The following is an 11,679-nucleotide window of genomic DNA, read 5'->3' on the forward strand; positions in this document are numbered from 1 at the left end:
CCGGCACCGCCGGCGGGTCCGCGGGTGAGGGCCGGGCCGTCCGACGCGCGAGACGTACGGCGTCGCGCTCCACCGCGATGGCCGGGAGGGCCGTCGTAGGCAATAGGGTGGAAGGCGCCTGAAGCCTTCCCGCTCCCGTGACCCGGGCCCGGGGGAGGCAGCCCGTTCGCTCCGCCGTGCAGACGGCGGCGCCGCGCCGAGGAGTCAACCCGTGTCGGACCCGATGCGCCCGCCGGTCGCCCACCACCACCCTCAAGCGACGTCGCTGCGCTCCGACCCCTCCCGACCCCGCGCAGCCCTCCGTACTGCCGTGGTCTGGGAGGTCCTCCAGGACGCCCTGGACCGCCGGGCCAAGGCCACGGGGCGTCCGGTTCTGGACGTCCTCGACACCGGAGGCGGCAGCGGCAACTTCGCCGTGCCCCTGGCCCGCCTCGGCCACCGCGTCACCGTCGTCGACCCCAGCCCGAACGCGCTCTTCGCCCTGGAGCGGCGCGCCGCCGAGGCCGAGGTCGCCGACCGGGTGACGGGCGTGCAGGGAGACGTCCACGGCCTGTTCGACGTGGTCGAGCGCGGCGGGTACGACGTCGTGCTGTGCCACGGGGTCCTGGAGTACGTCGACGACCCCGCCGAGGGCGTGCGCAACGCGGTGGCCGCCCTGCGCTCCGAGGGCGTCCTCAGCCTGCTCGCCGCCGGTCTGGGTGGTGCCGTGCTGGCGCGGGCCCTCGCCGGTCACTTCAAGGAGGCCAAGCAGGCCCTGGAGGACCCCGACGGCCGCTGGGGCTACGGCGACCCCATGCCGCGCCGCTTCACCGCCGAGCAGCTCACCGGGCTCGTCGAGCGGGCCGGGCTCAGGGTCGGCGCCGTGCACGGGGTGCGGGTCTTCGCCGACCTGGTCCCCGGGGTGCTGGTCGACACCGAGCCAGGGGCGCTGGAGGCGCTGCTGAAGCTGGAGGAGGCCGCGGCCGAGCTGTCCGCCTTCCATGCCGTGGCCACGCAGCTCCATGTGCTCGGCGAGACGGGGGAGACCGCGGAGGCCTGAGCCGCCCGCTGTGAGCGGACCCCGAGGGTACGCCTTGATCAGGGACTTGGCTGCACATGGAGTACGCCACAGGCCCCCCGATCGAGTGCTCAGCGCCGTATGATCGAGGGAGACCGTTCCGGCATGACGGGTCGGCCGCTGGGGAATGAAGATCTCAGCGAGCCGGGGCGCCCATGCCGGGGCCCGGTTGGCCAATTGGCGTAGAGGGGCGGGTTTCACGGGGGCGATTCCCTGCCTATCCTGAAGGGACCCCCGGGTCGCCCCGGCGACTGCACGATGAGGAGGACTCCGTGCCGCTCTCGGAGCACGAGCAGCGAATGCTCGAGCAGATGGAGCGAGCGCTGTACGCCGAAGATCCCAAGTTCGCGACAGCGCTTGAGGGAAGCGGGCTGCGTACGTACACCCGGCGACGGGTCTACCAGGCGGTCGCGGGCTTCCTCGTAGGTATCGCGCTCCTCATGGCTGGAATGGTCGCCAAGCAGGTGTGGCTCAGCGTGGTGGGCTTCCTCGTCATGCTGGGCTGTGCGGTACTCGCCGTAACCGGCTGGCGCAAGGCACCCAAGCCGGGCGAACAGCCCGCCGCGGGGGCAGGGCCGCAGGCCCGACGCCAGCCACGTCAGAAGCGCGGCCTGATGGACCGCATCGAACAGCGCTGGCAGCGCCGCCGTGACGAACAGGGCGGCCATTAGCTCTTAGCTCGACAAACAGCTCCTGAACAGACGCAGGGGGTGACCACCGGCCGGGTGGTCACCCCCTGACGTATGCCGTCGTACGTGCGGACGGCCTGGCGGCGCGGACGGGGGAGCGAGACAACCCGGCGCCGAGGGGAGAGACCCTCCCACCCGGCGCCGTCACACCATCCTCGGCCTCAGCCTCAGCGCACCGTCACCCCTGCTGCCCCGGCGTCGAAGGCCTGCGCAGTGTCGGTCGGGCCGCCCTCGCGCGGCGCTTGACGTCGGTCCACCACTCCGTCAGCGCCCAGGCCACCCGCACGCTGGACCGTGGCGCCAGCAGGGCGCGCAGGTTCGTCGTCCACGTGGCCTTGGACCGCAGGTCGGACCGCACGCGGCGGACGTCCTGAGCAAGGCCGGCCGTCGGACGGGGACTCGGGGCGTAGAGGACCTGCTCCACCGCGTCGGCGACCCGGTGGACCGAGGCCGCCGCCGGTGGGTCGAAGTGGCCCAGCCGGACGATGCGGGCGGCGGTCTTGCGAGGCGTCTGGGAGTCGTCCGGCGGGATGCCGAAGTCCCAGGCGGTGTCGGTCAGTTCCTGCCAGACGGCCAGGGTGTGCAGTGGTATGTCCGCCTCCGCACGCCCATGCGCTCCCAGCCGGACCGCTCTCGTCCGTAGTCGCCACAGCATCGGCGCCGCCGGGATCAGCAGCGCCGCGGCGCCACCGAGCACCCACGCCAGCAGGACGTACCACTTCGGGCCGTCACCGCCGGACGGCACCGCGGCCTGAGGCGACTCGCTCGCGCACAGCTGCGGGTTCTGCCCGGCGCAGCTCTCGCTGGCCGAGGGGGTGGCGGAGGGCCCGGTGCTCGTCGACTGCGAGGGCCGCGCCACGTCCGGCACCGTCGAGCCCGGCGTGTCCGACTGGGTGTACGACGGCGCCGAGCCACGGGTCGGCGTCGGCTCGAAGCGGGTCCAGCCCACGCCCTCGAAGTACAACTCGGGCCAGGCGTGCGCGTCCCTCAGCCCCACCGAGACGGAGTCGTCGCCCTGCGGGGTACCGGGCGCGAAGCCCACCGCGACCCGCGCCGGTATGTCCAGCGAGCGGGCCATCGCCGCCATCGCGAACGAGAAGTGGACGCAGAAGCCCTGCTTGTCCCGCAGGAACCGGGCGATCGCCGTGCGGCCGCTGCCGACCTTGACGTCGGTGTCGTACTGGAAGCCGCCCGTGATGGCGAAGTAGTCCTGGAGCTTGACGGCCTGCTGGTAGTGGCTGGTCGCACCCTTGGTGACCTCGCGCGCGGTCTCTGCGACCACCGCGGGCAGCGAGCCGGGCAGCTCGGTGAACTCGCGCTTCAGCGCGGCCGGCGGCTCCGGCGCGTCCGCCAGCTGCTCCGGCGTCGGCTGCACATCGAGGCTGCGCACGGTGTACGTCGCCCCGCGCGTGGTCTGGCGGCGATCGCCGACCACCGTCATGCCCAGCGGCTCGTACCGCCACCTGCCGTCGATGTCCACGCCGCTCGGCGGATACGGCATCGGCAGCCAGTTCTGGGCGTACCAGTCCGCCGCCGAGATCGTCGTCTCGACCTCGGCACGGCGCACGTCGGGGCCGAGGCCGATGGGCGTGGGGAACCTGTCGGGGACGGCCTCGATGCTGCGCTTGGCCGGCTCCCAGGTGGTGCCGTCGAACTCGTCCAGGGACACGATCCGCAGGTACAGGTTCGACAGGTCCGCCGTGTTGGTCTTCAGGGAGATAACCTCGCGGTCCTCGTCCACGTTCAGACTGTCGCGCAGCGACACCAGCGGGTTCACCGCGGAGACCGTGCCGCCCCTGCCGCTGCCCGGGCCCACGCCCGCGCCGGCCGCGTCCAGCAGCCCGCCGTTCATCGCGGGCAGGGCGAGCGGCACCACCAGGGCGATGCCCAGCGCGACCACGCCGATACGGCGTCCGGTGCGGACCGGTGCCAGCGCGCCGGTGGGCTCCCCGCCCGGCGTCCGGGGCGCCCCGCCGAAGACCCGGCCCCACTGCGAGAGCCGGTCGCGGCCCTCGGCCAGGAGCAGCATCAGATAACCCATGGCGGCGACCAGGAACCACAGCCAGTCCGCACCGCCGTCGGACAGCCCCGCCGCCACGGAGTACAGCGCCAGCAGGGGCAGCCCGGCCGGCGCGGCGCTGCGGAATGTCACCGCGAGGGTGTCCACCGCCAGGCCGATGATCAGGACGCCGCCGATCAGCATCAGCCGGATGCCGTCGGACAGCGGCGCCGGGATCGAGTACCGGCTGACGTCGTCCCCGCCGGCCTGCAACAGGTCGGCGAAGTGCCGGAAGGCCTCCGGGCCGGGGATCACCCCGATGATCGCCTGCCGGCCGGCGAAGGTCAGGGTCAGCAGCATCAGCGCGACCAGGGCCTGCGCGGCCACCGTCAGGGGACGGGCCAGCGGCACCCGTCGGGCCGCCATGCCCACGCCCGTCTGGATCGACAGCAGGAAGATCGCCTGCATCAGCCAGGTGATCGGGGAGACCAGCGGCAGCAGGGCGCACGCGGCCATCAGCGTGGCCGCCGCGGCGCACAGCGCCATCCGTGTCCGCCCGCTCATGCCGCTCCCCCCTCGTCCCGCACGCCACCGGCCGCCGCGGCGTCCGTACGCGCTCGGTCCGCCTGGCGCCACAGGTCGTTCAGCGAAGCGCCCCGCGGCACGCTCACGGCCGTCCAGCCCGCCTCCCGCAGCATCCGCAGCCGCTCCTCGCTCCTGTCCAACGCTCCGGGCACATCGGTCGGTTCCCGCACCCACGCCCCGCTGTCCAGCACGAAGGCCACCGCGCCCCCGCTGCGCTGCCGCATCTTGGCGGCCACCGCCGCCTGCTCCTCGTCGAGGTCGCCGAAGAAGGCGACCAGCAGCCCCTCGTTGCCGCCGCGCAGCACGTCGTACGCCCGCGACAGACCCGTGCCGTCGGAGTGGTCGATCACCGCGAGGGTGTCCATCATCAGCCCGGCCGCGTCCGCCGACTCCTGGCTGGCGCCCGCGAACCCGTCGGCGCCCTCGCCGGGCACCGAGCTGCCGGTGTCGGTCAGCAGCCGGACGGAGAAGCCCCGCTCCAGCATGTGGACCAGCACGGACGCCGTGCCCGACACCGCCCACTCGAAGGCCGAGTCCGGGCCCGCGCCCTGGAAGGCCAGGCCCCGGGTGTCGAGGAGCACCGTGCACCGGGAGCGCTGCGGCTGCTCCTCGCGGCGCACCATCAGCTCGCCGTAGCGCGCGGTGGAGCGCCAGTGGACGCGGCGCAGGTCGTCGCCGTGCCGGTAGCCGCGCGGGATCACGTCGTCCTCGCCGGCCAGCGCGAGCGAGCGCTGCCGGCCGTCGCCGTACCCCTTCGCCTCGCCGCTGAAGCGCACCGGCGGCAGCGGCTCCACGCGCGGGATGACCGTGAGGGTGTCGTACGTCGAGAAGGAGCGGGTCAGCTCGCACATGCCGAACGGATCGCTCAGGCGCAGTTGCAGCGGGCCCAGCGGATAGCGGCCGCGCAGGTCGGAGCGGACCCGGTAGGACACCTCGCGGCGGCCGCCCGGCTCCACCCGGTCGAGGACGAAGCGGGGACGCGGGCCGAGGACGTAGGGCACCCGGTCCTGGAGCATCAGCAGGCCGGTGGGCAGCCGGGAGACGTTGTCCATCCGCAGATGCACCCGGGCCTCGCTGCTCGCGGGCACGCGCGCGGGGGAGAGCCGGCGGCTGCCCGCGACCCGGTAGCGGGTGCGGTACAGCACCGTCGCACAGACCAGCGGCAGCACCGCGAGCAGCAGCCCGACGCGCAGCAGGTCGCTCTGCCCGAGGACGTAGGCGCAGATGGCGGCCGCGACGCCGGCGGCCAGGAAGGAGCGGCCGCGCGTGGTCAGTCCGGCCAGTGCGGTGCGGATGCCGCTCTGCTCGCCGCGGTCCGCCTCGGTCCGGCCCGTACTGCCGGAGGTCATCACAGCCTCCGCGGCGGCTGCTGGCCGTACGACGCGGTGCCGCGGCTCAGGCCGCCGAAGCCGCTCTGCTGCTGGGGCGCGGCGGGCACCGGGGTGCGCTGGAGGATCTCCTGGACGACCTGCTCGGCGGTGCGGCGGTTGAGCTGCGCCTGGGCGGTGGGCAGCAGACGGTGGGCCAGGACGGCCACGGCGAGGGCCTGTACGTCGTCCGGGAGGGCGTACTCCCGGCCGCTGAGGGCCGCCGCCGCCTTCGCCGCGCGCAGCAGGTGCAGCGTCGCGCGCGGGGAGGCGCCGAGTCTGAGATCGGGGTGGGTGCGCGTGGCCGCGACCAGGTCCACCGCGTACCGGCGGACCGGCTCGGCGACGTGCACGCCGCGCACCGCGTCGATCAGCTTCACGATGTCGTGCGCGTGCGCCACCGGCTGCATGTCCTCCAGCGGGGAGACACCGCCGTGCACGTCCAGCATCTGCAGCTCGGCCTCCACGCTGGGGTAGCCGACGGAGACACGGGCCATGAAGCGGTCGCGCTGGGCCTCGGGCAGCGGGTAGGTGCCCTCCATCTCGACCGGGTTCTGCGTGGCCACCACCATGAAGGGGCTCGGCAGCTCGTAGGTCTGCCCGTCGATCGTGACCTGCCGCTCCTCCATGGACTCCAGCAGCGCGGACTGCGTCTTCGGCGAGGCGCGGTTGATCTCGTCGCCGATCACGATCTGCGCGAAGATCGCGCCGGGCTTGAACTCGAAGTCCTTGCGCTGCTGGTCCCAGATGGACACGCCCGTGATGTCCGACGGCAGCAGGTCAGGCGTGAACTGGATACGCCGTACCGAACAGTCGATGGACCGCGCCAGCGCCTTCGCCAGCATCGTCTTGCCCACGCCCGGAACGTCCTCGATCAGAAGATGTCCCTCGGCGAGCAGCACGGTCAGCGAAAGCCGTACGACCTCGGGCTTGCCCTCGATCACATCCTCCACCGAACTGCGGACCCGCTCCACAGTGGCAGTCAGATCAGTGAGGCTCGCTCGATCGTCATAGGTCGTCACCCGGCCCTCCTCGGCCCGTTCTTTCCGGGCCGACGCGATGCGCGGACCGGCCCACCCCTGGAACTCGGACACCACGCGTGAAGAGTTCTGCGTGTTGTCACACCCGCATTCTTGCTGCCGTTACCGATTCGTGTCACTCGACTGTGGACAACTGCCTGCGTTATGTCGGGTCTTACGGCCTTTTGGGCGCGCCCGAGCGCAGATTGACAGCGAAACGACAGGTGCGGCGGATGGTTACGCGGGGTCGATCTCGCGCAGCAGGCCCGTCCGCACGTCGAAGACGAAGCCGCGCACATCGTCGGTGTGCACCAGGAACGGCGAGGTGCGCACACGCTGCATCGACTGCCGAACGTCCTGGTCGACGTCCCGGAAGGACTCCACCGCCCAGGCGGGCCGCTGGCCGACCTCCATCTCCAGGTCGTGCCGGAAGTCCTCGGTGAGGGTCTCCAGGCCGCAGCCGGTGTGGTGGATGAGGACCACGCTGCGGGTGCCCAGCGCCCGCTGGCTGATGGTCAGGGAACGGATCACGTCGTCGGTGACGACACCGCCCGCGTTGCGGATGGTGTGGCAGTCGCCGAGCTCCAGGCCCAGCGCGGCGTGCAGGTCGAGACGGGCGTCCATGCAGGCCACGATGGCGACGTGCAGGACGGGACGGGCGTCCATCCCGGGGTCGGTGAAGGCGGAGGCGTACCGCTCGTTGGCGTCGACGAGGCGGTCGGTCACCGTACCGCCGCGTATGGCGCCTTCGGGCTCGGTGGGAACAGATGCGGAAGTCGTCATATTCATGACGGTACTGGTCACGGCCCTTCCGGTCCTGTCGTGAGAAGGGAAAAAGAGCGTCATCACGTTCAGCGTGTGAGGTAACGCACAGGGGGTTCGCGACGCGCAGGTCGGTTGATTGACCGGAAGACAGGGTGGACTAAAGTGACGCGAAGCGGGAGGCGAGACTCCCTGCTGGACTGTTTTTCCCGAAAGACCCCGGCGATTTCTCCGACGGTCTCCCCGCGTGCGCGGCGCGTACGTACGGCTCGGCCTCCTCCCGCTCCCGGTCGGCTGACGCTTCCGGCGCCGGCAGGCCTCCCCTTCACGAGCGGGCGGGGACCCGGCGGTGCGTACGGCCCCGCCGGATCTGAGAGGGCCCCTTGAGTTCCAGTCGACATGTCCCGGTGATGCTCCAGCGGTGCCTGGACCTGTTGGCCCCCGCCCTGCAGCGGCCGGGAGCGGTGGTCGTCGACTGCACGCTCGGGCTCGGCGGTCACAGTGAGGCCCTGCTGAGGCGGTTCCCCGAGGCCCGGCTCGTCGCCCTCGACCGTGACAAGGAGGCCCTGCGCCTGTCCGGCGAGCGGCTCGCCCCGTACGGTGAGCGCGCGACCCTCGTGCACGCCGTCTACGACGAGCTCCCGGACGTCCTGGCCAGGCTCGGCATCCCACGTGTGCAGGGCGTCCTGTTCGATCTCGGCGTCTCCTCCATGCAGCTCGACGAGGCCGACCGAGGCTTCGCCTACGCCCAGGACGCCCCCCTCGACATGCGCATGGACCAGACGGCCGGCATCAGCGCCGCCGAGGTCCTCAACACCTACCCGGCCGGTGAGCTGGTGCGGATCCTGCGCGCGTACGGCGAGGAGAAGCAGGCCAAGCGGATCGTCGCCGCCATCGTGCGCGAGCGCGAGAAGGAGCCGTTCAGCAACAGCGCCCGGCTCGTGGAGCTGATCCGCGACGCGCTGCCGCAGGCCGCCAAGCGCACCGGCGGCAACCCGGCCAAGCGCACCTTCCAGGCGCTGCGCATCGAGGTCAACGGCGAGCTGTCCGTCCTGGAGCGGGCGATCCCGGCGGCCGTGGCGGCCCTCGCCGTCGGCGGGCGGATCGCGGTGCTGTCGTACCACTCGCTGGAGGACCGGCTGGTCAAGCAGGTGCTCGCGGCCGGCGCCGCCAACACCGCCCCGCCGGGGCTGCCCGTCGTCCCCGAGCAGTACCAGCCGCGGCTCAAGCTGCTGACGCGCGGTGCCGAACTTCCCACCGAGGAAGAGGTCGCCGAGAACCGGCGCGCGGCACCCGCGCGTCTGCGCGGTGCCGAGCGCATCAGGGAGTCCATCGAATGAGCGGCGTGGGGCAGGGGCGGGCCTGGCGGGTCCAGGACTCGAACCCATGGGCGGGAGAACCGGACCCGGGGGAGGGGCAGTGAGCAGAAAACCCGAACTGAGGGGCCGGGCCGCCCGGCTCGCACGGCTCTTCCCCCCGGGCGCCGGGCAGGCCGCCCGCGCCCCCTTCGTCCTCCTCGTCGTCGTCCTCCTCGGCGGCGGCCTCATCGGGCTCCTGATGCTGAACTCCGCCCTGAGCGAGGGCGCCTTCAAGCTCGACGACATCCAGAAGGACACCAAGGCCCTCACCGACGAGGAGCAGTCCCTCCAACGGGACATCGACGCCTACTCCGCCCCCGACGCCCTCCAGCGCCGCGCCCGTGAACTCGGCATGGTCCCCGGCGGCGACCCCGCCTTCCTCAACCCGGACGGCACGGTCAAGGGCGTCCCCAGCCCCGCCCCCGCCGGGCAGCTCGCCGGCCGCAGCCCCGTCGTCCTCGCCCCCGAGGCCCTCCCCGGCACGCCCTTGCCGCTCCCGGTGCCCAGCCCGGCCCCCACCACCGCCCCGCCCGACGACCCCCAGACCCCGGCCGGCCCGCCCGCGCCCCAAGCCGTCCCACAGGGCGCCCCCGGCCGGCCCGCCCCATCCGCCCCGTCCTCCCCGTACCCGACCCCCGGCAGGTGACGGAAGTGGTCGAGAACTCCTCCAGGCGACCGCCGCGCCGCCGTGTGTCCGAGCCCGCCAGGTTCGCCCGCTCCGGTGGTGGCCGCCGGGCGTGGCGCCGGGCAGGGCCGTGTTCCGGGGCTTGTGTCGTGTCTTGCACGTATCCGACCTCCGTTAGGTGAGGGAAGTGGTCGAGAACTCCTCCAGGCAGCCACCGCGCCGCCGCGTGCCCGGTCCCGCCAAGCCCGCCCGATCCGGTGGTGCCCAGCGGCGCCCGGGTCCCGGCTCCCGTCCGGCCCGCCGCCCCGCACGGCCACGCCCCGGGGCCGCCGGCACGATCCGGCTCGGCAGTCCCCGGCCCCGGCTGCGCATGGTCGGCCTCGCCCTGACCCTCGTCCTGATCGCCTTCGTCCTGCGGCTGCTCCAGGTGCAGGGCGTCGACGCGAGCACCTATGCGGCCAAGGCCGAGAAGAACCGCTACGTCGGCTACACCCTGGCCGCCGAGCGCGGCGGCATCACCGACCGCAACGGTGTGGCCCTCGCGACCAGCGTGGACGCGTACGACATCACAGCCGACCCCACGCTGTTCTCCCGCGAGCAGCTCAAGATCGACGACGGCCCCGAGCAGGCGGCCGCCCTGCTCGCGCCGATCCTCGGCCAGGAGCAGGAGAAGATCGTCAAGAAGCTTCGGCCGGCGAACAAGAACTCGCGCTACACCCTGCTGGCCAGGCGCCAGACCCCGCAGGTCTGGAAGCAGATCAAGGACCTGAAGAACGCGCTGGCCACCAAGGCCGAGACCGACAAGAGCACCGTCAACGTCCTCGCCGGCGTCCTGTCGGTCGCCAGCAGCAAGCGCGTGTACCCCAACGGGGATCTCGCCGCCGGGATACTGGGCTGGGTCAACGCCGACGGCAAGGGCGGCGGCGGCATCGAGCAGCAGCTGAACAAGGAGCTGGCCGGCAAGGACGGCGAGATCCGCTACGCCCAGTCCGGCGGCCGCCAGGTCCCCACCGTGAACTCCACCGAGACGCCCGCCGTGCCCGGCAGCGACGTCGAGCTCACCATCGACCGCGACATCCAGTGGGCCGCGCAGAACGCGATCAGCAAGCAGGTCGCCGAGTCCCGGGCGGACCGCGGCTATGTGATCGTCCAGGACACCCGCACCGGCGAGATCCTCGCCATGGCGAACTCACCCGGCTTCGACCCGAACGACCTCTCCGAGGCCAGCAGCGCCAACATGGGCAACGCGGCCCTCCAGGACGCCTACGAACCCGGCTCCACCGCGAAGGTCATGTCGATGGCCGCCGTACTGGAGGAGGGCGTGGCCACGCCCGGCACCCATGTCATCGTGCCCAACCGGCTGCACCGCGGCGACCGGCTGTTCAAGGACGACATCGACCACGACACCTGGTACCTCACGCTCAACGGCGTGCTCGCCAAGTCCAGCAACATCGGCACCATCCTCGCCACCGGCCAGCTCGGCAAGACCCAGGCGCAGGCCAACAAGGTCCTCTACGACTACCTGCGCAAGTTCGGCCTCGGCAGCCCCACCGGCCTCGGCTTCCCCGGCGAGACCCGGGGCATCCTCGCCGCCCCCGACAAGTGGTCGACGTCGCAGCAGTACACGATTCCTTTCGGCCAGGGTGTGTCCATCAACGCGATGCAGGCGGCCTCCGTCTACTCGACGATCGCCAACGGCGGCGTACGCGTCGAACCCACGCTCGTACGCGGCACCGAGGGACCCGACGGGAAGTTCACCGAGGCCCCGAAGCCCAAGAAGACCCGCGTCATCAGCGCCAAGACGGCCAAGACCCTCGCCCAGATGCTGGAGTCGGTCGTGGACGACGAGGAGGGCACCGGCACCAAGGCGCGCATCCCCGGCTACCGGGTCGCGGGCAAGACGGGTACGGCGAACCGCGTGGATCCGGCCACCGGAAAGTACCGCGGCTACACCTCGTCGTTCGCCGGTTTCGCGCCCGCCGACAAGCCCCGGATCACGGTCTACTGCGCCATCCAGAACGCCACCCAGGGCAACTACTTCGGCGGCCAGATCTGCGGCCCCATCTACAAGCAGGTGATGGAGTTCGCGCTGAAGACCCTGCAGGTCCCGCCCACCGGCGCCAAGCCCGCCAACCTCCCGGTCGCCTTCAACTGACCACCCGGATCAGCACCGAGCAGCCACAGGAACCACCTCGTGACAACGATCACCCCCGGCCCT

9 protein-coding genes are annotated in these 11,679 nt (G+C 72.3%); 5 read left to right on the plus strand and 4 right to left on the minus strand.

The genetic code is table 11. The annotated features are described in order from the left end of the window. Positions 1 to 211 precede the first annotated feature (211 nt). Positions 212 to 1,039 (plus strand): class I SAM-dependent methyltransferase, encoded by an 828-nt coding sequence (locus ACP4J3_RS40155; protein ID WP_426541346.1) that lies wholly within the window; start codon positions 212 to 214, stop codon positions 1,037 to 1,039. A gap of 290 nt (positions 1,040 to 1,329) precedes the next feature. Then, entirely contained in the window at positions 1,330 to 1,728 is a 399-nt protein-coding gene (locus ACP4J3_RS40160; protein WP_194047189.1) for a DUF3040 domain-containing protein, read from the plus strand. 196 nt (positions 1,729 to 1,924) lie between these two features. Here the strand turns inward: ACP4J3_RS40160 and ACP4J3_RS40165 are convergent, their stop codons facing one another. The 4 genes from ACP4J3_RS40165 to ACP4J3_RS40180 form a co-directional block, all read right to left on the minus strand. Then, complete coding sequence (locus ACP4J3_RS40165) at positions 1,925 to 4,309, minus strand: transglutaminase TgpA family protein (protein WP_426541348.1); 2,385 nt, start codon at positions 4,307 to 4,309, stop codon at positions 1,925 to 1,927. Continuing rightward, the gene (locus tag ACP4J3_RS40170) at positions 4,306 to 5,679 is read right to left on the minus strand and encodes a DUF58 domain-containing protein (protein ID WP_426541350.1); all 1,374 of its coding nucleotides are present in this window, start codon (positions 5,677 to 5,679) and stop codon (positions 4,306 to 4,308) included. The genes ACP4J3_RS40165 and ACP4J3_RS40170 overlap by 4 nt, the downstream gene beginning before the upstream one ends. Further along, positions 5,679 to 6,719: an AAA family ATPase gene (locus ACP4J3_RS40175; protein ID WP_426541428.1), complete on the minus strand. Its 1,041-nt coding sequence runs from the start codon at positions 6,717 to 6,719 to the stop codon at positions 5,679 to 5,681. Before ACP4J3_RS40175 ends, ACP4J3_RS40170 begins: the two co-directional genes overlap by 1 nt. A gap of 234 nt (positions 6,720 to 6,953) precedes the next feature. After that, positions 6,954 to 7,499: a beta-class carbonic anhydrase gene (locus ACP4J3_RS40180; RefSeq protein WP_426541352.1), complete on the minus strand. Its 546-nt coding sequence runs from the start codon at positions 7,497 to 7,499 to the stop codon at positions 6,954 to 6,956. A 362-nt stretch (positions 7,500 to 7,861) separates the two neighbouring features. Between ACP4J3_RS40180 and rsmH the strand changes: the two genes are divergently transcribed. The 3 genes from rsmH to ACP4J3_RS40195 all read left to right on the plus strand — a co-directional run bounded on the left by rsmH (position 7,862) and on the right by ACP4J3_RS40195 (position 11,616). Next, positions 7,862 to 8,818 (plus strand): 16S rRNA (cytosine(1402)-N(4))-methyltransferase RsmH, encoded by a 957-nt coding sequence (rsmH, locus tag ACP4J3_RS40185; protein WP_426541354.1) that lies wholly within the window; start codon positions 7,862 to 7,864, stop codon positions 8,816 to 8,818. Positions 8,819 to 8,897: 79 nt separating this feature from the next. Then, positions 8,898 to 9,482: a septum formation initiator family protein gene (locus ACP4J3_RS40190; protein WP_426541356.1), complete on the plus strand. Its 585-nt coding sequence runs from the start codon at positions 8,898 to 8,900 to the stop codon at positions 9,480 to 9,482. Positions 9,483 to 9,648: 166 nt separating this feature from the next. Next, positions 9,649 to 11,616, plus strand: a complete 1,968-nt coding sequence (locus ACP4J3_RS40195; protein WP_426541358.1) for a peptidoglycan D,D-transpeptidase FtsI family protein — start codon at positions 9,649 to 9,651, stop codon at positions 11,614 to 11,616. The last annotated feature ends 63 nt before the right edge of the window (positions 11,617 to 11,679 follow it).

Origin of the sequence: Streptomyces sp. UG1 (assembly GCF_049974585.1) — a bacterium.
In the GTDB taxonomy this organism is placed as follows: domain Bacteria; phylum Actinomycetota; class Actinomycetes; order Streptomycetales; family Streptomycetaceae; genus Streptomyces.

Excerpts from the sequence above, each read along its gene's own strand:
- ACP4J3_RS40170 (WP_426541350.1), bottom strand. The coding sequence starts at position 5,679 with ATGACCTCCGGCAGTACGGGCCGGACCGAGGCGGACCGCGGCGAGCAG.
- ACP4J3_RS40165 (WP_426541348.1), bottom strand. The coding sequence starts at position 4,309 with ATGAGCGGGCGGACACGGATGGCGCTGTGCGCCGCGGCGGCCACGCTG.
- ACP4J3_RS40180 (WP_426541352.1), bottom strand. The coding sequence starts at position 7,499 with ATGACGACTTCCGCATCTGTTCCCACCGAGCCCGAAGGCGCCATACGC.